This is a genomic window from Nocardia coffeae (assembly GCF_019890715.1).
Classification (GTDB): domain Bacteria; phylum Actinomycetota; class Actinomycetes; order Mycobacteriales; family Mycobacteriaceae; genus Nocardia; species Nocardia jiangxiensis.
In genome coordinates this window covers 323463-345995 of the sequence record NZ_JAINZY010000005.1, presented here as the reverse complement: position 1 = coordinate 345995, position 22533 = coordinate 323463, and the positions used below count along the sequence as shown (strand labels likewise).

24 protein-coding genes are annotated in these 22533 nt (G+C 67.1%); 12 read left to right on the top strand and 12 right to left on the bottom strand.

From position 1 onward, the window contains the following. Positions 1 to 13 precede the first annotated feature (13 nt). Together K7711_RS21225 and K7711_RS21220 are read right to left on the bottom strand one after the other, a co-directional pair. Positions 14 to 859, bottom strand: a complete 846-nt coding sequence (locus K7711_RS21225) for a polysaccharide deacetylase family protein (protein ID WP_235747516.1) — start codon at positions 857 to 859, stop codon at positions 14 to 16. 89 nt (positions 860 to 948) lie between these two features. After that, positions 949 to 1653, bottom strand: a complete 705-nt coding sequence (locus K7711_RS21220) for an SDR family oxidoreductase (RefSeq protein ID WP_222971151.1) — start codon at positions 1651 to 1653, stop codon at positions 949 to 951. A gap of 124 nt (positions 1654 to 1777) precedes the next feature. On the opposite strand from K7711_RS21220, the gene ggh reads away from it, so the two are divergent. Both ggh and K7711_RS21210 read left to right on the top strand, forming a co-directional pair. Then, positions 1778 to 3112 carry a glucosylglycerate hydrolase gene (ggh, locus tag K7711_RS21215; protein WP_040829133.1) on the top strand — a complete coding sequence of 445 codons (1335 nt, stop codon included), beginning with the start codon at positions 1778 to 1780 and terminating at the stop codon, positions 3110 to 3112. A 112-nt stretch (positions 3113 to 3224) separates the two neighbouring features. Further along, the gene (locus K7711_RS21210) at positions 3225 to 3983 is read left to right on the top strand and encodes a glycoside hydrolase family 25 protein (RefSeq protein ID WP_222971150.1); all 759 of its coding nucleotides are present in this window, start codon (positions 3225 to 3227) and stop codon (positions 3981 to 3983) included. Positions 3984 to 3996: 13 nt separating this feature from the next. On the opposite strand, the gene K7711_RS21205 is transcribed toward K7711_RS21210, so the two are convergent. Both K7711_RS21205 and K7711_RS21200 read right to left on the bottom strand, forming a co-directional pair. Further along, positions 3997 to 4761 carry an amino acid ABC transporter ATP-binding protein gene (locus tag K7711_RS21205; RefSeq protein WP_308014875.1) on the bottom strand — a complete coding sequence of 255 codons (765 nt, stop codon included), beginning with the start codon at positions 4759 to 4761 and terminating at the stop codon, positions 3997 to 3999. A 23-nt stretch (positions 4762 to 4784) separates the two neighbouring features. Then, complete coding sequence (locus tag K7711_RS21200; RefSeq protein ID WP_222971149.1) at positions 4785 to 6587, bottom strand: ABC transporter substrate-binding protein/permease; 1803 nt, start codon at positions 6585 to 6587, stop codon at positions 4785 to 4787. 209 nt (positions 6588 to 6796) lie between these two features. Between K7711_RS21200 and K7711_RS21195 the strand changes: the two genes are divergently transcribed. Continuing rightward, entirely contained in the window at positions 6797 to 7648 is an 852-nt protein-coding gene (locus K7711_RS21195; protein ID WP_222971148.1) for an alpha/beta fold hydrolase, read from the top strand. Further along, positions 7641 to 8210: a TetR/AcrR family transcriptional regulator gene (locus K7711_RS21190; protein ID WP_222971147.1), complete on the top strand. Its 570-nt coding sequence runs from the start codon at positions 7641 to 7643 to the stop codon at positions 8208 to 8210. Before K7711_RS21195 ends, K7711_RS21190 begins: the two co-directional genes overlap by 8 nt. 55 nt (positions 8211 to 8265) lie before the next feature. Here the strand turns inward: K7711_RS21190 and K7711_RS21185 are convergent, their stop codons facing one another. Continuing rightward, entirely contained in the window at positions 8266 to 8688 is a 423-nt protein-coding gene (locus K7711_RS21185; protein WP_222971146.1) for a nitroreductase family deazaflavin-dependent oxidoreductase, read from the bottom strand. A gap of 102 nt (positions 8689 to 8790) precedes the next feature. Here K7711_RS21185 and K7711_RS21180 point away from each other — a divergent pair, with 102 nt between their 5' ends. Beyond that, complete coding sequence (locus tag K7711_RS21180; protein ID WP_222971145.1) at positions 8791 to 9759, top strand: AraC family transcriptional regulator; 969 nt, start codon at positions 8791 to 8793, stop codon at positions 9757 to 9759. 144 nt (positions 9760 to 9903) lie between these two features. On the opposite strand, the gene K7711_RS21175 is transcribed toward K7711_RS21180, so the two are convergent. Then, a complete protein-coding gene (locus tag K7711_RS21175; protein ID WP_222971144.1) occupies positions 9904 to 10842 on the bottom strand; it encodes an LLM class F420-dependent oxidoreductase in 939 nt (312 codons plus the stop codon). 23 nt (positions 10843 to 10865) lie between these two features. After that, on the bottom strand, positions 10866 to 11501 hold the full coding sequence (locus K7711_RS21170; RefSeq protein WP_222971143.1) for an NADPH-dependent F420 reductase: 636 nt from the start codon (positions 11499 to 11501) through the stop codon (positions 10866 to 10868). A 126-nt stretch (positions 11502 to 11627) separates the two neighbouring features. Here K7711_RS21170 and K7711_RS21165 point away from each other — a divergent pair, with 126 nt between their 5' ends. After that, positions 11628 to 12572 carry a LysR family transcriptional regulator gene (locus K7711_RS21165; protein WP_222971142.1) on the top strand — a complete coding sequence of 315 codons (945 nt, stop codon included), beginning with the start codon at positions 11628 to 11630 and terminating at the stop codon, positions 12570 to 12572. 192 nt (positions 12573 to 12764) lie between these two features. Then, positions 12765 to 13484, top strand: coding sequence for a VC0807 family protein (locus tag K7711_RS21160; protein WP_222971141.1), 720 nt, complete (start codon positions 12765 to 12767; stop codon positions 13482 to 13484). A 37-nt stretch (positions 13485 to 13521) separates the two neighbouring features. On the opposite strand, the gene K7711_RS21155 is transcribed toward K7711_RS21160, so the two are convergent. Beyond that, the gene (locus K7711_RS21155) at positions 13522 to 14013 is read right to left on the bottom strand and encodes a hypothetical protein (RefSeq protein ID WP_308014858.1); all 492 of its coding nucleotides are present in this window, start codon (positions 14011 to 14013) and stop codon (positions 13522 to 13524) included. A 120-nt stretch (positions 14014 to 14133) separates the two neighbouring features. Here K7711_RS21155 and K7711_RS21150 point away from each other — a divergent pair, with 120 nt between their 5' ends. Continuing rightward, positions 14134 to 14445, top strand: coding sequence for a cupin domain-containing protein (locus tag K7711_RS21150; protein ID WP_222971139.1), 312 nt, complete (start codon positions 14134 to 14136; stop codon positions 14443 to 14445). 100 nt (positions 14446 to 14545) lie between these two features. Here the strand turns inward: K7711_RS21150 and K7711_RS21145 are convergent, their stop codons facing one another. Both K7711_RS21145 and K7711_RS21140 read right to left on the bottom strand, forming a co-directional pair. Continuing rightward, a complete protein-coding gene (locus K7711_RS21145; RefSeq protein WP_222971138.1) occupies positions 14546 to 14920 on the bottom strand; it encodes a hypothetical protein in 375 nt (124 codons plus the stop codon). 174 nt (positions 14921 to 15094) lie between these two features. Next, positions 15095 to 16012: a TIGR03620 family F420-dependent LLM class oxidoreductase gene (locus K7711_RS21140; protein ID WP_222971137.1), complete on the bottom strand. Its 918-nt coding sequence runs from the start codon at positions 16010 to 16012 to the stop codon at positions 15095 to 15097. A 170-nt stretch (positions 16013 to 16182) separates the two neighbouring features. Here K7711_RS21140 and K7711_RS21135 point away from each other — a divergent pair, with 170 nt between their 5' ends. Continuing rightward, the gene (locus tag K7711_RS21135) at positions 16183 to 17094 is read left to right on the top strand and encodes a LysR family transcriptional regulator (RefSeq protein WP_222971136.1); all 912 of its coding nucleotides are present in this window, start codon (positions 16183 to 16185) and stop codon (positions 17092 to 17094) included. Positions 17095 to 17386: 292 nt separating this feature from the next. Here K7711_RS21135 and K7711_RS21130 read toward each other — a convergent pair whose 3' ends face one another. Continuing rightward, positions 17387 to 18181 carry an LLM class F420-dependent oxidoreductase gene (locus tag K7711_RS21130; RefSeq protein ID WP_222971135.1) on the bottom strand — a complete coding sequence of 265 codons (795 nt, stop codon included), beginning with the start codon at positions 18179 to 18181 and terminating at the stop codon, positions 17387 to 17389. A 211-nt stretch (positions 18182 to 18392) separates the two neighbouring features. Here K7711_RS21130 and K7711_RS21125 point away from each other — a divergent pair, with 211 nt between their 5' ends. Continuing rightward, complete coding sequence (locus K7711_RS21125; RefSeq protein WP_222971134.1) at positions 18393 to 19478, top strand: ABC transporter ATP-binding protein; 1086 nt, start codon at positions 18393 to 18395, stop codon at positions 19476 to 19478. Here the strand turns inward: K7711_RS21125 and K7711_RS21120 are convergent. After that, the gene (locus tag K7711_RS21120) at positions 19471 to 19998 is read right to left on the bottom strand and encodes a winged helix-turn-helix transcriptional regulator (RefSeq protein WP_235747515.1); all 528 of its coding nucleotides are present in this window, start codon (positions 19996 to 19998) and stop codon (positions 19471 to 19473) included. The two genes, K7711_RS21125 and K7711_RS21120, sit on opposite strands and share 8 nt — an antisense overlap. A gap of 109 nt (positions 19999 to 20107) precedes the next feature. Between K7711_RS21120 and K7711_RS21115 the strand changes: the two genes are divergently transcribed. Together K7711_RS21115 and K7711_RS21110 are read left to right on the top strand one after the other, a co-directional pair. Continuing rightward, positions 20108 to 21277 (top strand): thiolase family protein, encoded by a 1170-nt coding sequence (locus K7711_RS21115; protein ID WP_222971132.1) that lies wholly within the window; start codon positions 20108 to 20110, stop codon positions 21275 to 21277. Positions 21278 to 21540: 263 nt separating this feature from the next. After that, positions 21541 to 22521 carry an o-succinylbenzoate synthase gene (locus tag K7711_RS21110; protein ID WP_222971131.1) on the top strand — a complete coding sequence of 327 codons (981 nt, stop codon included), beginning with the start codon at positions 21541 to 21543 and terminating at the stop codon, positions 22519 to 22521. The last annotated feature ends 12 nt before the right edge of the window (positions 22522 to 22533 follow it).

Sequence of the window (22533 nt, the reverse complement as noted above, 5' to 3'; positions counted from 1 at the left end):
GTGCAGTAGCCGCTCAGACAGGCGGCAGGGTGACGTCGTTCAAGGTCACCATGGACAGCTTGCGCTCTTTGATGACGTCCACCATCTGGTTGTAGCAATGGGTGACGGCCGGATGGTTGGCGTGGCCGATGACGATCGCCTGCGGGTTGAAGTACTTGTGCGCCATCTCGATCAGGTACTGCTCGGTGACGATCGAGGAGTCGCTCAGCGAGCCGTACCAGAGGGTGGGCACCGTGTAGCCGTGTTCGGCGGCGACGCGGTCCACGGTCGCGTTGTGGAAACCGTACGGCGGACGGTAGAAAGGCGTGCCGTCTACGCCGAAGGTGTTGCGCAGGAAGGTTTTCGTGCGTTCGAGCTGATCGGCCACGCCGGCGGCGGAGAGTTTGGTCAGCGCCGGATGGTTCCAGGTGTGGTTACCGAGCTGGATCTGCCCCGACTCGACCAGCGGACGCAACGCGTCACGGTGCACGGTCCAGGAACTGTAGGCGGCGGTGACGAAGAAGGTGAAGCGCGCGCCGGTGTCCTGGGCGAATTTGATGTACGCGCCCACGACTTCGGCGTCGGCGCCGTCGTCGACGGTGAGCGCGAGAGTGTTGCCCTTACCGGGGAGCGCGGTGATGGTGTGCCGCGACAGGCGTGTCTTCGGGCCCCCGGGCGGGGCCGGGAGCAGCGGGACCGCGGCCCGCGTCGTCGGGAGTACAGGCGTCGACGATGGAGCCGCCGCCATACCCTTGACCAGATGATTCGGCCCAGCACCGGAGATCGCGGCACCATGCGTCGCGTCGCATCCGGACAGTGCTGCAGCTGTCCCGGCCGCCAGCAGCGTCAACCACTGCCTGCGGTTCATCGTCGAACTCATATTCGCAGAAAACCACTTCGTGCCGGAGACCACTGACCTCAGAAATCTACCGCAGGCAGCCTGCCCTTGCTCCCCGACGACACTCCCGACTACTCGGTGTCGCGGGCGATCGGGCGTAGCACGATTTCGGTGGGGTGGGCGTCGCGAGGTGTTTCGATCGCGGTGCGCACGGTGCGAGCGACAGTGCTCGCGGTGAGGAACTCCCCGGGCCGGTACTCGCGGCCCTCCCCGGCGACGATGTCGCGCTGCATGTCGGTGTCGATGCGGCCGGGATGTATTGAGGTGACCCGCAATTCGGGCTCCTCGAGACGTAGGGCGTCACCGAAGGCGCGCAGCGCGAACTTGCTCGCGGCGTAGACACCCCAGCCGGGATTGGCGCGCAGGCCCGCGCCCGAATTGATCAGCACGACATGGCCTCCGGCGGCACGCAGTGCGGGCAGCAGCAGCCTGGTCAACTCGGAGACAGCGATGATGTTGGCTTCCAAGGTGTTTCGCCACTGCTGGACCGACGATTCGGCGATGGTGCCGAGGTCGGCCACACCGGCGTTGTGCACCAGCACGTCCAGGCGCTCGATCGGGGCGCAGGCGCGGGCGAGGGCCTCGTAGTCGGTCAACTGCACCGGCCACGGGGTGTTGCCGGGGAGTTCCGCCGCGATCCCGTCCAGGGCCTCGGCCGTGCGCGCGCCCAGCAGCAGCTGATGGGTGGGGGCCAGTTCGCGGGCGATCGCCGCACCGAGGCCACGGCTGGCGCCGGTGATCAGAGCGGTCGGCGTGGGCGTCTCGGCGTCGGGCATGGGCTCACCGTAATCGACTCGGAGTGGGTGCGGCATCGCCGACCACGAGCCGCTGACGGACCTCCCGCGGCCCGTCCGAGGTGCGCAGCGCGCACATCTGAAGGTGTCGTCGCAGAATAGGGGGATGAACGGGCCTGGTTTCACCCCCACACAGCTGGCAGCCCGTGCCGCGTACCTGCTACGCGGTAACGACCTGGGGACGATGACCAGCGCCGCACCGCGCCTGTATCCACACCAGTGGAGCTGGGACGCCGCATTCGTCGCGGTCGGACTCGCCCCGTTGAGTGTGGAGCGTGCCGTGGTCGAACTGGACACGCTGCTGTCGGCACAGTGGAAGAACGGCATGATCCCGCACATCGTGTTCGCCAACGGTGTGGATGGATATTTCCCGGGCCCCGCGCGCTGGGAGTGCCGCAAGCTCGCGGCCAACGCGCCCGACGGACCGGACACCTCCGGGATCACCCAGCCGCCGGTGCACGCCATCGCGGTGCAGCGCATCCTCGACCATTCGCGCCGCCACGGGCGCAGCACCCGCGCGGTGGCCGAGGAATTCCTGGACCGGCGCTGGCCGGACCTGATGCGCTGGCACCGCTGGCTGGCCCATTCACGCGATCCGAAACAGAACGGGCGGATCACGATCTATCACGGCTGGGAGTCCGGAATGGACAACTCCCCGCGCTGGGATCGCGCCTACCAGAACGTCGTCCCGGGTGATCTGCCGCCGTACGAGCGCGCGGACAACACGCTGGTGGATCCGGCCCAACGCCCGACCGATCGCGAGTACGACCGCTATCTGTGGCTGGTCGAGCAGATGCGCCGATGTGGATACGACGATTTTCAAGAGGCGTCGTCGATGAGTTTCGCCGTGGAGGACGTGTTCGTCACCGCGATCTTCGTGCTGGCCTGTGAAGTTCTGGCCGCGATCGGTGAGGACTACCGGCTGCCCCGCGCCGATGTGCGCGAACTCTACGAATGGGCGTCGTATTTCCGCGCGGGCGTGATCGCGACGACCGATCCGCGTTCGGGCGCCGCACGCGACTACGACCTGCGGCTGGATTCGTGGATCAATACCGAGACCCTGGCCGTGTTCGCGCCGCTGCTGTGCGGCGGGCTGCCCCGCGAGGCCGAACGCAACCTGCTGCGCATCTTCGAGGGACCACGCTATTGCGGACATCCGGATCTGCGCTACGCCCTGCCGCCGTCCACCTCGCCGGTCTCCAAGGATTTCCGCCGCACCGAATATTGGCGCGGACCGGTCTGGCCGGTGATGAGCTGGCTGTTCTCCTGGGTCTTCGCCCGCCGAGGCTGGGCCGAGCGGTCGTTCATGCTGCGCGCGGAGGGTTTGCGGCAGGCCGCCGACGGCAGTTTCGCCGAGTATTACGACCCGTTCAGCGGTGCGCCGCTGGGCAGTATGCAGCAGTCCTGGACGGCGGCCTCGGTGCTGGACTGGCTCGGCTGAATTCCCAATTTCAGTGAGATTGCCCTAAAACAGCACATCTGCGGCAATCCACTGACACAGAACACGGTCAGGTCTCTGGCCTCCACAGCGACATCCGCTTACCCTCTTGACCATGTATCGACGCATCACGGCTCATCCCCAGGTTCGTCGCTCTCTTCTGTCGCTATCGGCATTTGCCGCCGTCGGCATACTATCGGCAACCGGTCCGGCCATCGCCGCCCCCACCGGTCCGGACGTCTCGTCGTGGCAGCACGTGGACGGCCGGTGGATCAACTGGTTCGCCGTGCGCGGCTCGGGCAACAGCTTCGCGATGCTCAAGGCAACCGAGGGGCTGGACTACGTCAACCCCTACTTCGTGCCGGACAGCCTGCTGATGCGCGCGGCCGGAGTCGCACGCGGCACCTATCACTACGCCCGGCCCAATCTGCCGCCCGAACCACAGGCCGCGCTGTACGCCACGGTGGTCCTGGGTCAGCACGGCGTGCTCGACCTGCCGCCGGTGCTGGATATCGAGAATTCCGGCGGACTGGCGCCGGCCGCGCTCATCAACTGGACGCACCGCTACCTCAACACGGTGCAGTCCCTCACCGGCCGCGTGCCGATCGTCTACACCTACCCGCGCTTCTGGCGCACGGCCATGGCGAATTCGAACCAGTTCACCCAGTACCCGCTGTGGATCGCCGACTACAGCGGCAAACCCCAACCCGACATCCCCGGCGGCTGGCCCACCTGGACCTTCTGGCAGACAACCGATTCCGGCACCATCCCCGGCATCGCGGGCCGCACGGACGTCAACGTCTACAGCGGCGCCCAGGGCGATTTCGGCCGTTATGCCAACATGCCGTCCTCCGGAAGCAGCAGCGGCAGTTAGCCGAGGCCGACAGTCACAGCACCTGGGAGAGGAACTGTCTCAGGCGCGGGGTTTGCGCATCGTCGAATATGCGGTCGGGCGAACCGGATTCGACCAGCTGCCCCTGATCCATGAACATGACGCTGTCGGAAACCGAACGGGCGAAACCCATTTCGTGCGTGACGACGATCATCGTCATACCGCCCGAGGCCAGATCCGTCATGAGTGCCAGGATGCCCTTGACCAGTTCCGGGTCCAGGGCCGAGGTGGCCTCGTCGAACAGCATGAGTTCCGGTTTCATCGCCAGGGCGCGGGCGATGGCGACGCGTTGCTGTTGTCCGCCGGACAGATTCGCCGGGCGGGTGTTGGCGCGCGCGAGGAGGCCGACAGTCTCCAACTGGTCCATGGCGACCTCGCGAGCCGCGTCCCGGGACAGCCCGCGCAGCTTGCGCGGGCCCAGTGCGACGTTGTCCAGGACGCTCATGTGCGGGAACAGGTTGAAGTGCTGGAACACCATCCCGATGCGCTGCCGCAACCGGTCCGGATCCTCGCGGAGCACCGAGACGCCGTCGATCAGCACATCGCCCGAATCCGGTTCGTGCAGGCGGTTCAGCACCCGCAGCAGCGTGGATTTACCCGAGCCCGAGGGGCCGATGACGGTGGTGGTCTTCCCGGCGTCGACGTGGATATCGACGCCGCGCAACACCTGGTTGCCGCCCAGGGTCAGGTGCAGGTCGGTTCCGGTGAGCGAGGAACTGGCCCGGGTTGCTCCGGACTGCTCGCCGCCGGTGCCCTCGATCTCGTTGCCGTGGTGGCTCACGCTCAGCGCCCTTCCGTGGTGACGGACTGCTCGACCGGTTCGACGGGGCCGTCGACCTTTTCCGCACGCCCGGTGCGCAACCGCCGGTCGATGTAGTTGACCAGGTGCGTCAGCGGAATCGTCAACAGCAGATACACCAGACCCGCGGCGACCAGCGGGGACAGATTGCCCGTCTGGGCGTTGAGATCCCTTCCGACCGCGAACAATTCACGCTGAGTGGCCAGCAGGCCGAGGAAGTAGATCAGCGAGGAATCCTTGATCAGCGCGATGAACTGATTCATCAACGCGGGCAACACTCTTCGGACGCCTTGCGGAATCACCACCAGCGTCATCGACTGCCGGTAACCGAATCCGATGGCGCGGGCGGCTTCCATCTGCCCGGCCTCCACCGACTGGATCCCGGACCGGAAGATCTCGCCGATATAGGCCGAGGCCAGCAGCGCCAGCGCGACCGCGCCGAGCCAGTAGGGGTTGTTGCCGGTCAGATTCTTCACCACCGGGCCGACACCCAGACCGATGATGAGGATGATCACCACGGCGGGAAGACCCCGGAAGATATCGGTGTAAATCCTTGCGGGCCAACGCAACCAGCGCGTCCGGGAAATACCCGCCACCGCCAGCAGCATGCCGATGATCGTGCCGAGCACACCCGAAACCAAGGCCAGGATCAGCGTATTGGGCAAACCGGTTGTGAACAGGTCCGGAAATGCCTTGCGGTACAACGACCAGTCGAAGAACGTATCGCCCAACTGCCGCAGGGTCGACTTCGGCGCGGCCTGGGCCGTCGTGGTGGTGTGATGTTCCGCGGCGATCTTCGCGAAATCCGGCAGCTGCGGCACCGGAGCCGCCTTCGACCCCGGCTTCCAGCCCGGCGGGAACGGCCGCGGCTCCCAGTTGGAGTACAGCTTGGCGTAGGTGCCATCCGCGATGACCGCGTCCAGCCCGGCGTTGAGCGCATCGATCAGCGGTTGATTACCCGGCCGCACCGCCCAGGCCGTGAAATTGTCCAGGCTGAACGTGTTCTGCACGATCGAGGTCGAATCCCCCGGTTTGACCGCACCGGTAGCCTGCGCCGAGGGCGCCACCCAGGCATCGATCTGCCCGGTCTTCAGATTCGCGTACGCGGTGTTGTAGTCCGGGAATTTCACCGGGTCCAGATGCAGCGTGTTCACCACGTACTCGTCCTGGACGGTGCCCTGCACCACGCCGATCCGCACGCCCGGGTGCAGGTCCGAGAAGCCGTGCAGCGCACTGCCGTTCGGGACGACCAGGGAGAAGTACCCGAAGTCGTAACCGTTGGTGAAATCCACCAGCTTGCGACGTTCGTCGGTGGTGGTGATGCTCGACGATCCGACATCGAACCGCCGATTCGCCACCTGGGCGAGCAGACCGGAGAACTCGGTCCCCGAGAACTGCACGCGCAGACCGAGTTTCGCGCCGATCGCCTTCAGCAGCTCGTTGTCGAATCCGGTGAACTGCCCCTTGGAGTCCACGCAGATGCTCGGCGGCGCATCGGACAGCGTGCCCACACTCAGCACGCCCGGCGCCAGCAGGCCCAGCTTGTTCACATCGATCTGTTCGACGGGTTCGGTCGTCTGGGTCGTGAATCGATCGGCCCCCGCCGACGCGCCCGCGGCCAGGTTCGTCGGCGCGGCGGCCGCGGCCGCCTCCCCCGGCGGCGAACACAGATCCCGGCTAGCCGACGAATTGCCCCCATTCGATCCGCAACCGGCCACGAACAGTACCGCGAGCAGGGATAACACGGTGACCAGCGTGCGAAGCACCGAACGAGGCAAACGGACCATAGCCGGAAACAGTAGCCGGATACCCGGCACGGACGGGCTTAACGGGCGGGGATCGTCGGGCACGGCAGACATCATCCCGGTCGCGTGGCCCCGCGGGAACCTCTGCGATCAGCTTGATTCGAGCGATCCGATCGACCTGTTGACACCTTCGGCTAATTCGATTAGCTTTATGGCTATCAGCTTTAGCCACTAGCTCCACGGGAGTTGACATGACCGAGTACCTGACCATCGGCAATGGACAGATCGCCTACGACGTGACGGGCGAGGGCCCGCTGATCGTGCTGTCGCACGGCATGGGTGATCACCGCAACGCCTTCCGCCACCTGGTCCCCTTGCTGGTCGACGCGGGCTATCGCGTCGCGAATGCCGATCTGCGCGGACACGGCGACTCCAGCATGAACTGGACCTCGCACGACGGCAGCGAGGCCATCTCCCGCACCGACGTCGCGGGAGATCTGCTCGCACTCATCCGGCACCTGGGTGGCCCGGCGGTCATCATCGGACATTCGCTCTCCGGCGGTGCGGCCACCATCGCCGCAGCTCAGGCTCCCGAACTGGTGAGCGCGATCGTCGAACTCGACCCGTTCACCAAGAAGCAGACGTTCCCGCTGGGCGCACTGCTGACCGTGCGGCGCTACCGGCGCGGCGCACTGCGGCTGATCGGCACGCAGCTGTTCAAGAGCCTCGGGATCTGGATGAGCTACCTGGACGTCGCCTACCCGAACAAGCCGTCCGACCACGCCGAGGCCATGGCCACACTCACCGCCAAACTCCGCGAGCCCGGTCGTTTCGCCGAGTTCATGAAGACCGGCAAGTCCACCCCCGCCGACGCGCACGCGCAGCTGCCGAACCTGTCGAGCCCCGCGCTGATCATCATGGGCACCGAGGATCCGGACTGGGCCGCCCCGAAGGCCGAGGCCGATGCGGTCGTCGCCCTCATGCCCGCCGGACTGGGCCGGGTCGCCATGCTCGAGGGCTCGGGGCACTACCCGCACGCCGACGCCGCCGAGCAGGTGGCCGAGCTGACCCTGAAATTCCTTGCCGGACAACAGCATGCCTAGGGCCGGCCTGAGCCGGGCCGAGGTCGTGCGCGCGGGTGCGGAACTGGCCGACGAGATCGGCTTCGCCAACCTCAGCATGGGGTCGCTCGCCGAAAAGCTCAGTGTGCGAACACCTTCGCTCTACAAGCACGTGGCGAGCCTGGCGGAATTGCAGCACGATATCGCGACATTGGCCATGTCCCAGGCCGACATCCTGATTCGCGACGCGATGCACGGCCTGTCGGGCACCGAGGCGTTACGCGCCTTCGCGCACGCCTTCGGCGATTACGTGGCCGCACATCCGGGCCGCTACAACGCGATCAACGCCGCCGGTTTCACCGGACCCGGTGATCCGCTGCTGGAATCCAGTGGGCGCGTCATCGATTCGATCGCAGCTGTGCTGCGCGGCTATGGAATTCCCGAGGCGGATATGGATCACGCGGTCCGCACGCTGCGCTGCGCCTTCCACGGATTCGCCGCCCTGCAAGCCTCCGGCGGGTTCCACTGGACCGGCGACCCGCAGGACAGTTACGAGTGGATGATCAGCTTCATCGATCGCGGACTCCGCAGCACGGACCGATGACACAGTCTCGGCACCCGCGGACCGGGCGAGGTCTTCGATCAGGAGACTTCCGCGGTCAGGCCCGTACCAGTTCGATGACGGGGATGACCCGGGTCGTCTTGCTCTGATACTCGGCGAACTGCGGCTGCACGGCGGACTGCTTGGCGTAGATCTCGTCGCGCTCGGCGCCGCTGAGTACCTTCGCGGTCACCGGGAAGGTCTCCGTGCCGACCTCCACCTTCGTCTCCGGGTTGGCGACGAGATTGTGGTACCAGGCCGGATTCTCGTCGGAGCCGCCCTTACTGCCGAAGACGAACAACCGCTCACCCTCGCCGAAGTACACCAGCGGCGCGATCCGCTCGGTGCCGGACTTCGCGCCGACGTGGTGCACCAGGATCAGCGGCACGTCCGCGAAGATGCCCGAGCCCTTACCGCCGGTGCTGCGGAACTCATCGATGACCTTGCGATTCATTGCGTCGAAGTCGATAGCATCTGTCATGGCACCACCATATGGACTCGAGTCGCTACAAACGATGATCAAAACTGCCTAAATCATATCCATTTGTTTCATCGATGCGAGAGCGTCGGTATCCTCGGATACATGGATCTACTCGCCGATGTGCTCACCGTCGCCGGAGTTCGCGGTGCGGCCGGTGCACGGATCGAGGCCGCCGAGACCTGGAAGACCTCCTGGCCGCACATCGGTCGCCCGGTGTTCTACGCCGTCACCTCGGGCACGGCGTGGCTGCGCGTTCCCGGGCTCGAGGCCGAGCAGTTGATGCCGGGCGACGTCGTGCTGCTGCCGACCGGGTCCGAGCACACCTTGGGTAGCGATGTCGACACCGTCGCGTATTCCTGCGATTGCGCGACGGCCGAACAGGCCCGCGCCCAGGCGAGTGTGCTGCGCATCGGCGAGGGCGAGATCCGCACGCACATCCTGGGCGCCTCCTACGAGTACGACCCGGTGGTATCCACCCAGGTCCTGGCCTCGCTACCGGAGATGGTGCACATCCGCGCGGACAACGGCGGCACCTGCCTGGACGACACCGTGCGCCTCCTGGCCCGCGAGCTGGCTGTTCCTCAGATCGCCGGCGCGGTCGTGCTCAACCGGTTGGTCGACATCCTGCTCATCCAACTCCTCCGAGTCTGGATGTGCCGCAATCCGTTGCAGGAGAAAGGTTCCTGGCTGGGAGTCCTGAGCGACCCGCTGGTGAGTGTAGCGGTGACCAAACTGCACCAGGCCCCGTCCAAACCCTGGACCACCGACCTCCTGGCGACCGAACTCTCGGTCTCCCGCACCACTCTCGCCCGCCGATTCCGCACCGTCGCAGGCGAAACCCCCGGCAGCTACCTGACCCGCTGGCGAATGAACCTCGCCGCGATCCGCCTCCGAGACACCGAGGACACCCTCGAAACCATCGCGCACGCAGTCGGTTACACCTCGATGCCCGCCTTCAGCCGAGCATTCCGGCGGGATCGCGGCCAGGCACCCGGGACCTACCGCCATGCGGTGCGCGCGGATGCCACCGCAGGCGCGGAATTCTGCGCACAGCGGGTCGCTCACCGCTGATGCAGACCTGTGGCGACGTCATCCGGCGACCATCCGCAACGGCCTACGCCCACAGGGGTCGACCACTCCCCTTCGGCGCGCCCTCGAGCGCCTGAACTCGGAGCCGAGCGGTCGCCCCCGAGTGACGGAGTCCGCAGCAGCACCCTACGAGCAGGCGTCGACGTTGCGGCCGATGTCGTACAGTCGCCTGGCCACGTCCCACTGATTCTGCGGATCTGTGGCTCCCGGAACGTAATTCAGGTCGAAGAAGACCTCCTCGATGCCCGCCGCGGCGAGACGGTGGATATCGCTGGCGATCTGATTCCAGCTGCCGGTGGCCACTCTGCGGCCCTGCTCCGGGAGATCCGAATCGTCCGGGGTGAGTAGGACGTTGGCACGGACGACCGTGGGAAGGTGCTCGCGGCCGTGCGTCGCCGCCGCTTGCTGGACACGGCCGACCATGTCGACGAGGCCGTCGACGGGGACGATGGCCGGGGTGAAACCGTCTGCGAGGCGGCCGATTCGGTCCAGGGCCTTCGGGCTGAAGCCGCCCATCACTATCGGCAGCGGGTCCTGGACGGGTTTGGGGCCGATCACCGATGCGGGGATGGTGTGGTGATCGCCGGAGAACTCGACGGGGTCGGGACCCCAGACCGCGCGCAGCGCCCCGATCGTTTCCTCGGTGACCCTGCCCCGTTCGCGGAAAGGTGATCGGGCGGCGTCGAATTCGTCCTCCGACCAGCCGAGCCCGACCCCCAGCGTCACTCGTCCGTGGGACAGCTGATCCAGGGTCGCGATTCGCCGGCCCAGCAGTACCGGGTTGTAGAGGGGGAGGATGAGCACGCTGACCCCGAGGCGGACCCGTTCGGTGATGGCGGCCACGTAGGTCATGACGGTGAGGTGCTCGAACACTCGTCTGGCCTGCGGGTTGAGCGTGCCGTCGGGACTGCCCGGGTACGGGGTTCTCGGGTTGATCGGGTAGAGCATCCGGTCGCCGGTCCACAGCGAGTCCCAGCCGCTCTGCTCGGCGCGCACTGCGAATTCCCGGATGTTCTCGGTGGTTGCCTGCTCTCCGATATGCGGCAGGGACAGTCCGATTCTCATGGTTTCCGCTCCTGGGTGAGGGTTCAGCGCGCCGACGTGGCGACGCGGAGGGAGAAGTCGAAACCCACTCCGTGGCGGGCCAGGCCCATCATCAGCAGGCCGGTTTCCTCCAGGCTGCGAGCCATGCGCAGCGGGCCGGTGTCCAGCGGGCGCAGGCCCAGACTTTCGATGAACGCGGACACCTTCGCCTTGGCCTGCGCGTCGTCACCGGCGATGAACACATCCAGCGATCGGCCCTGTGCCGCATCGTCGGCCAGCACGGTGGCGAAGATGGTGTTGAACGCCTTGACCACGCGCGCGTCGGCGCTGGCGACCGCCGCGATTTCCTGCGCGGCGGAGCTGCCCTCCGAGGTGGCCAGGCCGGTGAAATCAGCGGCGAACGGATTCGCGATATCAACGATGACCTTGCCGCTCAACGCATTTCCGTACTGTTCGACGAGCGACGCCGCGCTGGAATACGGCACCGCGAGGATGACGATCTCAGCGGCCGGGACCGCACCGAGCCTGCCCGTCGTGGCACCGTCGCCGAGTGCGCGGGCCACCTCGGCGGCCTCGGCCTCGTCGCGGCCGATGATCTCGACGGCGTTGCCTGCGGCGAGCGCGCGAGCGGCGAGCGCCCGTGCCATCCCGCCCAGGCCGATGATGCTGATACTGCTCATGGTGTGTGCCTTTCGGATTCGAGGGAACCGGCATGTTCTGCCTGACCATCAGTCCAACCGCGGTCGCGGATCCCTCGATTCCCGTCTTGAAATCGATATAAAGACGGCCTGCGATAGATTTTTCTTATGCCTAGCTTGAGAGCGCTCGAATGCCTGCTGGCCGTTGCCGAGCTGGGATCGGTGACCCGCGCCGCGCGGCATCTGCATCTCTCGCAGCCCGCGATCTCGCATCAGCTGGCGGCCCTCGAGCGTGAGGCGGGGACCGCGCTGCTGACTCGCGACCGTCGCGGTGTGCGGCTCACCGCAGCCGGGCGGGCGGCGCTGCCCGAGGCACGCCGGGCAGTGGCGGCCGCCGATGACGCCATCGCTCTCGCACGCGCCGTCGGGCGCGGCACCGCGGGCGCCGTCCGGGTCATCTGCGCGCAGAGCCTGACCGTGCCGCTACTGGCGCCCGTGCTGATCCGCTGGAACCAGGACCGCCCCGATGTCACCATCACCCTCCGGGAGAGCACCGACCCCGAAAGTGCCTACGCCATGCTGGAATCCGGCGAGGCCGACCTGCTGCTCTTTCCGGACCTGCGCATCACCGGTTTCGAGTCGACCACGATCGCCGAGGAGGAAATGGTGGTGGCCCTGCCCGCGCGGCACCCGCTGGCCGCTCGCGCCGCCCTCCGGCCATCGGATATCCAGGGTCGGCCATTCGTGCATTTCACCCCCGACAACGAGCTCGGCAACTGGATCCAGCGCCACCTCGATAATGTCGACCTGCAGCCGTCGGTGGTGTTCCGCACCGCCGTGACAGCTCATGCGCCCCAACTCGCCGCCGCGGGCCTCGGCCTGACCGTCGTCCCGATCAGCGCGATCACCCCGGGCTTTCCGGGAGCGGTCCGCCGCTTCGATCCCCGATGGATTCGCCGCCTCGTCGCCTCGACCACGAACCCCCGCGACCCACTCACCGCACAGTTGATCGACGATCTACATCGCACGGGCCTGCACGTTCCACCCGACATCGCCGAGCAGCTGACACCGGCGGAGCAGCCACCGACCGACGTCGCACCCGAAGACCGCTGACTTCCCGAGGGCGAATTCAGCACATGGCGATCAGGAAGCATGGGTATGGGTGGAGGCGAACATCTCCACCCCTTGTCCACCTCTCGGCCGATGCGGGCAAGCGGGACGAACGCGAAATATGGAGGGCGACGCGGGAACTCCCGGTTCCCCGGACACCTCGGCGATCAGCACATCGAGAAAGGCACGCACGCAATGGCATTCGCAGACGCACAGAACGTCCCAGAGACCGCGCGAACCGAGTCGAGCGAGCCGGATACGGGCAACGCCGCATCCGCACCCGGAATGGACCGCAAGGCCCTGGGGCGCCAGTTGCTCCGTGACGCCGGGGTGCCGATGGCGACCTACTACGGGCTGCATGCCGCCGGAGCGAGCAATCTGGTCGCCCTCAGCGGCGGAACGGTGCTGTCGGGTGTGTTCGTGATCGCCGAGATCGTGCGCAAACGCCGGATCGATCCGTTCGCCTCGGTGATCCTGGCGAGCTTCGTGCTCGGACTCGCGCTGACCTTCGTGTCCGGCGACGCCCGCTTCGCGGTCGCCAAGGACTCGTTCACCACAGCCCTGATCGGAGCGGCATTCCTGATCAGCACGGCGATCGGCAAGCCCCTGATCTACCTCAGCGCACAACGCGGCATGTCCGCCGACGCCGCGGCCGCATTCCGGCAGCGGTACCGCACCAGCCCGCAGATGCGGCGCGTAATCGGCAGCCTCAGCGTCATCTGGGGTGCGGGGCTGTGCGCCGAGGCCGCGCTCCGCGTGGTGCTCGTCTACCACCTGCCCATCCCGACCATGGTGTGGCTGTCCACCGTCATGACTGTTGTCACCTTCGGGGTGCTGATCGCCATCACCATGGCGGTGGTCCGCCGAGCCCGCGCCCGTGTCGCACGCGCCGAGGCCGCGGCGGTTCCCGCCTAGCGCTCGCCGACCTCGCCCGGTGCGTCCGGACATGTGGTCATACAGTGTCCGAGCGCGTGGCGGCCACGAGGATTCGGGAGGTACGCGCGGTCTGGTACGACGTATTGCCCAGCGCCGCCATCCCGGCTACCGCCACCAGGAGCAGGGTCCAGCCCCACGCCCATTCCATGGCCTCGACGAACTCCCAGGTCTCCTTGACCGCGATGCACGTCGCGCCGCCCGCGACCAGCAGCCAGCCCAGCGCGGTATTGGAGAACGTCAGGATCCGCTGCACCTCGTCGGCAGTAAGCACCTGCAGCACAGCGCGTTTCATCCGCTCGCGTTCCTGGCGATACTTCCAGTACGCCACCGGCGGCACCAGCCACCACCACGGCGAGATACGACGCGGCGAGACGACTTCGGCAGGAAGCTCCCGCCGCTCGGTCGAACCTTGATCCCGCAGCTCCATCGCCGCCTGATACAACGGCCCCGCCACCAGCAGCCACGCCCCGAACGCCCCCAATGCCGCGATCACCGGATTGTGCGTCACGCTCATCCCTCCAGAAGGAGTGCCAACACTGCACGTAGCGTACGGTGCCGCCGGCCTGCGCATCGGTTCCCGGGCGTCCGCCCACGTCACCGTTCGCCGAGGTGATGCCATGATCGAGACATGCGTTTCTTCGATGCCGGTGCTTTCACCGCCGATCGCCCCTGGGGAGCCCTCGATATCACCGAGATCGATACCGCGACGATTCGGCTGCACTGGACCGATCAGCCGTACCGGTGGCACATCAACGACGGTCCGGAGGTCTTCGTCGTACTGGACGGCGCGGTCGACATGCACTATCGCGAGAACGGCGAGGAACGAGTCGAACACTTGACGCCGGGACGGATCTGTTACGCCGAGATCGGCGACGAACACGTCGCGCACCCGGCGCCGGAGGCCCGGATTCTCGTCGTCGAACGTAAAGGGAGCGTCTGAGCGGGTGACCCGTCGCCGCAGGTCGGGCGATTCGCGGCACGGCTCGGCCACCGGCACGACGTATCGACAGGCGATCAATTCCGAAGCCGGGCCGATGGATTCACGGGTAGTGGAAGTTCGGGATGCTGTCGAAACCGTGGACAGTCGCGATGCTCGTGCTCAGACTCCACACCGTTATGCCCACGGCGACGATTCCGGCCACGAATCCGAGAATCGCCAGCACACCGCCGCGACCGGCGAAGCTGCGCCATCCGACGACGAACCCGACCCCCGACACGACAATTCCCGCCAACGCCGCCACCAGTAACGGAGCGTGCAGGGCGACGGCGCCGCCCACGGTGGTCATCACGACCGAGAACACGGCCAGGAACGGGGCGATCACCAGGCTCAGGACGCCGAGCAGGAACCCGGCGACCGCCACGACGTTGCCCCCGCGCGTCTGCGGCGGAAGTGTTGGTTGCTGCCAGTCGTGCACCTGTCCGATTCGACCAGACCGGGCGAGCGCGAAGCCAGTTGTTTTCCCTGGACCGGGAAATTCGACGTAGCGGACAGATCTGCGCGGCTCCACCGCTCGATGATGCAGCTGTGGTGGTCTTCCACGCGTGCCGAGGTGCCGGCGCAGGTCGCACCGGCACGGTGCGGCGAGTTGTCAGCCGAGGTCGGTCAAGGCCGGGGCAAGGCTGACGTAACCGTCTATGCCGGAGGCGAATTCGATGCCGATCGGCTGCAGGAGGGTGACGTGGTCGGCTCCGGCGGCGAGGTGATCGCGGATCTTCGCGGTGATCGAATCCGGGGTTCCGTGCGCGACGAGGGCGTCGACCACGTGATCGTCCGGTGCGACGTTTTCCGCTGTCTCGTAACCGAATTCGGCTATCGTCGCGCGGAAGGACGGGCGGGTGGACCAGGTGGAGACGACCTGTCGCGCGGTTTCGCGGGCTCGGGCGAGGTCGTCGTCGATCACGGCGGACAGGGCCACTACGAGAAGCTTGTCGGGGCCGAGGGCTTTTCTGGCCTGGGCGGTGTGTTCCGGCGGGAGTCCGGCGGGTAGTGCGCCGTCGGCGATCTCTCCGGCCAGCGCCAGCATTTTCGGTCCGTTCGCGGCGAGGATTCGCGGGTATACGGAATCCGGTGCAGGAGGCCAGGTTTCGCTGTTCATTCCGGTGACGTAGTCGCGCATGGCGGTCAGGGGGCTGCCGAACGGTCGGCCTACGCTCTCGGCCTGCTGCGGGTAGCCGACGCCGAGACCGAGTACGAAACGGTCCGGGTAGGCCTGGGCGAGGTAGGCCGCCGCGCCGTGTGCGGTTTGCGGTGGGCGGGCCCAGATGTTGGCGATGCAGGTGCCCACCGTGAGACGTTCGGTGGCGGCCAGCAGGACGGACAGGTGTGTGAAGGCGTCCTTGCCGATGACCTCGTTGGTCCACAGGGCGCGGTAACCGGCGTTCTCCAGACGACGGCCCGCGTCACGCTGCGCGGTCGCCGACGGGGTGCTGGTGAAGGTGACCGGCAAACTCGCACCGACCGGTCCCAGTGCTCGGCGTGCCGTGTCCACGGCGAGGTCGATCGTCATGGGCGTTCCTCCAGGTGAAATCGCTGCGGGGCGGATAGGTCCACTGTGCTGCCGCGGGCGACTCGCGATCCAATGAATCTTCCGCATCGGGCATTGCGATTCGCGTATCACCGCAGCTGGGCAACGTCGTTGCGACGACCGCCCGGATCGGACGGGACTACTGTGACGGCATGACCGACGCACCGCCCGCAGTGGATCTCGACCTGCGGTTGGTGCACTCCTTCACGCTGGTCGCCGAGCACGGGCATTTCGGTCGCGCCGCCGAGGCCCTGCACGTCACGCAACCCTCGTTGAGCCGGCAGATCAACCGGCTGGAGAAACAACTCGGGGCGCGGCTGCTGGATCGCGGACCGCAGGGCACCCGGCTCACCGAAGCCGGTGCGGTGTTCCTTCCGCAGGCCAGAGCGTTGCTGCGCACCGCGGGCCGGATGGTCGCGCAGACCCGCGCCGCGGCCAGCCCCGGCCACGTCACGATCGGCTACACCGGAGACCTGATCATCACGCCCGTCGTGCGCGAGATGCGCCGCCGCCATCCCGACGCCGAGATACGCGCCCAGCATGTGCAGATCACCGACGTCCAGGCCGCCCTGCATGATCATCGAGTCGACGCACTGGTCACCCGACTCCCCTTCCCCACCGAAGGGCTACAGGTCACCGTCCTCTACGAAGAACCGCGCGTGGTCCTCATGCCCATCGATCATCGCTTGGCGCACAAGGACTTCCTGACTCTCGACGACATCGCCGACGAACCCGTCCCCCGCCTCCGCCGATCCGACCCGGTCTGGAGTGCCTACTGGAACATCGACCCCCGCCCCGACGGCCGGCCCGCCCCCGACGGCCCCATCATCGAAGCCCTCGAAGACAAACTCGAGGTAATCGCCGCCGGAGAAGCCATAGCCATCACCGCAGGCGGCCAATTCCCCACCCTCCGCCCCGACATCATCGCGATCCCCCTGCACGGCGTCGACCCGGCCCACGTGGTCCTGGCCACCCGCCGCGACACCCGAAACCGACTGGTCAACGCATTCCGCAAATACGCGCAGGAGCAGCTCACCGGCTCCGCCACGACCACCGATCCGTGAACCACGCCGGCGCAGCGCCCGATTCTGTTGCAGTTGACCACGATCGGAAGCTCCGTCGATCAGGCCGATCCCGAGACCTGTTGCACATCAACAGATTGCAGATGCACACGGACACGCTCCGCGAAATTTCGACGCGGTGGCAGATCCGTGCGGCGGCCGGTGGCGCGCGTTGTGCTGCGGCTGCTCTACGAACGCCCTCCGACCTGGGCCCGCCGGTGGCCGGAACAGCCGCGCGTCGATGCGGCGGGTTCCGGCCACCGGCGAAGTCCGATCAGCGAATACCCTTGCAGCCCTACGCGATACCGGCGACGGACTCGGGGTTGAATTCGTCGCGCCAGCGGATGGCTTCTTCCAGGGTGCTCAGGTCGTAGTCGGGGCCGCCGGTACCGACGGTGAACAGGGTTGCTCCGGCGGCGACCAGGGCGGGGGCGGCTTCGGCGCCCGGCCAGTTCACCGAGCGTTCGATGGCGGCCGGATCGGTGCCCGCGGCGGTGCAGTGGTCGGCGAGGATCTTCGACTTGCGTTCCAGGACATCAATTTCGGCGAAGGTGTGCCAGATGTCGGCGTATTCGGCCACCAGGCGCAAGGTCTTCTTCTCACCGCCGCCGCCGATCAGGATCGGGATGTCGCGGACCGGCTGCGGATTGAGTTTGCCCAGGCGGGCGGTCAGTCGTTCCATGTACTCCTTGAGCAACGCCAAACGTGATCCGGCGGTGCCGAATTCGTAGCCGTACTCGTCGTAGTCCTTCTCGAACCAACCCGCGCCGATGCCCAGGATCAGGCGGCCGCCGGAGATGTGGTCCACGGTGCGGGCCATATCGGCGAGCAGGTCGGGGTTGCGGTAGCCGCCGCCGGTGACCAGCGCGCCGAGCTGGACGCGTTCGGTCTGCTCGGCGATCGCGCCGAGCATGGTCCAGCATTCGAAATGGGCGCCGTCGGGGTCGCCGTAGAGCGGGTAGAAGTGATCCCAGTTGAACACGACGTCCACCCCGGCGTCCTCGGCGCGGCGCACGGCATCGCGGATGAGGTTGTACTCGGGCGCGTGCTGCGGCTGTAGTTGGACTCCGATGCGAACCGGTCGGGTCATGAATGCTCTCCTCGATGTGAGCTTTTAGCACTGCGAATGACCCTCATCAGGCTACCGCCGGGACGCCCGAGATGTCCGGGCGAGCGTGTACGCCCACAGCGAACCGACACGCCGTGGACATATGCCCAGTAGGATTCGTGCAGCGGTTCGCCGCACCCACCCTCTACTCGGATCGTCCGGCACGTTCCTGCCGGTGAAGGGATGTTTTCTGATGGCTACGGTCACTTTCGACCGCGCGACCCGGGTGTATCCGGGCGCCGCCAAACCCGCTGTCGACGCGTTGGACCTCGAGATCGCCGACGGGGAATTCCTGGTTCTGGTCGGCCCGTCCGGCTGCGGTAAATCGACCTCGCTGCGCATGCTCGCCGGACTGGAGGACGTCGACGGCGGCCGAATCCTGATCGGCGAGAAGGATGTCACCAACGCCGAACCCAAACAGCGCGATATCGCGATGGTGTTCCAGAACTACGCGCTCTACCCGCATATGACCGTCGCGGAGAACATGGGCTTCGCGCTGAAGATGGCCAAGGTCGCCAAGGCGGAGAAGGAGAAGCGGGTCCTCGAGGCCGCGAAACTCCTGGACCTGGAACAGTTCCTGGATCGCAAGCCGAAAGCGCTGTCCGGTGGTCAGCGCCAGCGTGTCGCGATGGGCCGGGCGATCGTGCGGCAGCCGCAGGTGTTCCTGATGGACGAGCCGCTGTCGAACCTGGACGCCAAACTGCGCGTGCAGACCCGCACCCAGATCGCGCAGTTGCAGCGTCGGCTGGGCACCACCACCGTGTACGTGACGCACGACCAGGTCGAGGCGATGACCATGGGCGACCGGGTCGCGGTGCTCAAGGACGGTCTGTTGCAGCAGTGCGCGACCCCGCGCGATCTGTACCGGAATCCGGCGAATCTGTTCGTCGCCGGCTTCATGGGTTCGCCCGCGATGAACCTGTTCACCCTGCCGCTCACCGACGGCGGCGCACAGCTGGGCGGACACGCGCTGCCGGTGCCGCGCACGGTGACCGACGCCGTGGACGGTTCGGTGGTGGTCGGTATCCGGCCCGAGCACCTCGAGTTCACCGAATCGGGCAAGGGCATCGCGATGGAGGTGGACGTGGTCGAGGAGCTCGGCTCGGACGCCTACGTCTACGGGCGGGCGCTGGGCGAGAACGGTTCGGGCGCAGAGGAAACCATCGTCGCGCGGGTCGACTGGCGCAACCCGCCGACCAAGGGCGACAAGCTCTCGCTCACCGCGGATCCGGAGCACGTGTACTTCTTCGCGCCCGAGGACGGCAAGCGGCTCAACTGATTTCGACTCCGCCGGGCCCGCGTCGATCGCGGGTCCGGCCGCGCCGCCATTCATCGTTGAGGCGGATACGCAGATTGTCCATCGGGACCTCGTTGCCGCCCGCGCTGCGGATTTCCACGCGAACCGGCTCGCTCGTATCGTTCTCGACCCGTTCGAGCGGCGGCGTCCCGCCCTGCAGGTACTGATCACCCCACTGCCACAGGGCCAGCACGACCGGGATCGCATCGCGGCCCATCTCGGTGAGCACATATTCGTTGCGGGTGCGTTTGCCCTCCTCGCGGTAGGGCTGTTTGCGCAGCAGACCCGCGGTGGTGAGTTTGCGCAGGGCTGCCGCGGCGGCCGCGTCGGTGATGCCGACGCGTTCGGCGAATCCGTCGAATCGGGTGGTGCCGTAGAGGGCCTCGCGCAGGATCAGGATCGCGGACCGGGTGCCGATGATGTCCAGGGCCTTGACGACCGAACATCCCTCCGGCTTCCACGAACGCAGATCACGTAACGGTCCTTCGAGTACAGCAGACATGACGTACATCATACGACTCTGACTTGTGGCGAGTATCGTCAGCCTCCTACTCTGGCTATAGAACGACCTAGTGAGACCGCATCGTCGCGGTCGGTCGGAAGGAATCGCCATGAGAGACGCAGTGATCGTCGAGGCCGTACGCACCCCGATCGGCAAGGGCAAGTCGACCGGCGCGCTGCACGGGGTGCATCCGGTGGACCTGCTCGCACACAGCCTGCGGGAGGTGGTGCGGCGAACCGGTATCGATCCGGCGCAGATCGACGACGTCATCGGCGGCGTGGTCACCCAGGTCGGCGAACAGTCCGTCAACATCAGCCGGCGCGCCGCACTGGCCGCCGGATATCCCGAATCGGTGCCCGCCACGACCGTGGACCGGCAGTGCGGGAGCAGCCAGCAGGCCATCCACTTCGCCGCACAGGGTGTGATCTCCGGTGCGTACGACGTCGTGGTGGCGGCCGGACTGGAATCGATGAGCCGGGTTCCGATGGGCTCGAGCGTGGTCGGGGCCACCGATATCGGCGGGGCCGGGTTCGCCGAGCGTTATCCGGAAGGGCTTGTGCCGCAGGGCATCAGCGCGGAGTTGATCGCGTCGCGATGGAAGATCGGGCGTACCGCACTGGACGAGTTCTCCCTGGCCAGTCACGAGAAGGCCGCGGCGGCAACGAAGAACGGGGCGTTCGAGGCGGAACTGGCTCCGCTGGAAGGATTGTCGACCGACGAGGGAATTCGCGTCGGCAGCACGCTCGAGACGCTGGGCGCGCTGCGTCCGGCCTTCTACAGCCCCGAATACGCCGCCCGATTCCCGGAGATCGGCTGGAACATCACCGCCGCCAACGCGAGTCAGATCAACGACGGCAGCGCCGCGGTCCTCATCATGACCAGCGAGAAGGCCGCCCAGCTCGGCCTGACCCCGCTGGCCCGGCTGCACAGCTTCGCCGTCGCGGGCGACGATCCGCTGCTGATGCTCACCGCGGTCATCCCGGCGACGCGAAAGGTCTTGGAGCGCAGCGGTTTGCAACTGTCCGACATCGACCTGTTCGAAGTCAACGAGGCGTTCGCCGCGGTGGTCCTGGCCTGGGCCGCCGACACCGGTGCTGATCCCAGGCGCGTCAACGTCCACGGCGGCGCGATCGCTCTGGGCCACCCGCTCGGCGCATCCGGAGCACGCCTGGCCACCACCCTCGTGCACGCCATGCGCGAACGTGGCGCTCGCTTCGGCCTGCAGACCATGTGCGAGGCGGGCGGGCTGGCCAACGCCATGATTCTGGAAAGGCTGTGAGCAGCTGATACGGATCGAGACGATCAGGGCCGGTTCGGGACCATCCGGGACCGACCCTGCGTCATGTTCGGCTCCGGCAACTCGCCCTGTCCCGAGGAACCCGTCGAAGTCACCGGCATCGCCCGTCTCGCGCAGGCGAGCGCGGGGGCTCGCAGCGCCGCGTCACCGTGCCACGACCTTCGCGAGATTAGGCTGTTCCGGGTGAACCAGAACAGAGCAGCGGGCGTGGTCGAGGCGCAGCCGAGTACCCGGTGGGCGGGCGCATGGGTGAGCTGATCGATCCTGCCTCCGCGCACGTCTACGCGATTCCGATGCGGACTCGGTTCCGGGGGATCACGGTGCGGGAGGGGATGGTGTTCGAGGGGCCGCTGGGGTGGGGGGAGTTCTGTGCGTTCCCGGAGTACGGGGATCGGGAGGCGGCGGGGTGGTTGGCTACCGCCGTCGAGCAGGTCACCGTGGGGTGGCCGGAGGTGGTGCGGGACCGGATCGCGGTGAATTGCACCGTGCCTGCGGTTGATCCGGAGCGGGCGTATGCGCTGGTCGCAGGGTCGGGATGTGGGACGGCGAAGGTGAAGGTGGCCGATCACCCCGAGTCACTGGGCGAGGATCTGGAGCGGGTGGCGGCCGTGCGTTCGGCGCTCGGGCCCGAGGGGGCGATTCGGGTGGATGCCAACGCGCTGTGGGATGTCGAAACCGCTGTCGACCAACTCACCCGGATCGACCGGGCCGCAGGCGGTTTGGAGTACGCCGAGCAGCCGTGCCGGACCATCGAGGAGCTGGCGCAGGTGCGGCGGCGGGTGGACGTCCGGATCGCCGCGGACGAATCCATTCGCCGGGCCGAGGATCCGCTACGCGTCGCGGTGGCGGGGGCCGCGGATGTCGCCGTGCTGAAATGCACTCCGCTGGGCGGGGTTCGGCGCGCGTTGCAGGTGGCCGAGGCGGCCGGGCTGCCGTGCGTGGTCTCCTCGGCGCTGGAGACCAGCGTCGGCCTGTCGGCTCAACTCGCACTGGCCGGCGCCCTGCCGAACCTCGAATTCGCCTGCGGGCTGGGCACGGTGAATCTCTTCCAGGGCGATACGGTCACCGATTCGCTCCGTCCGGCCGACGGATACCTGCCCGTCCCGCGCACCCCGCCCACCCCGGATCCCGAACTGCTGCACCGCTTCCGGCATCCGGACCCCGAGCGCACCCGATGGTGGCGCGATCGCCTCGCCCGAGTCCAGCGGCTGCTGCCCAGCGCCTGAGCGGCGAGATCT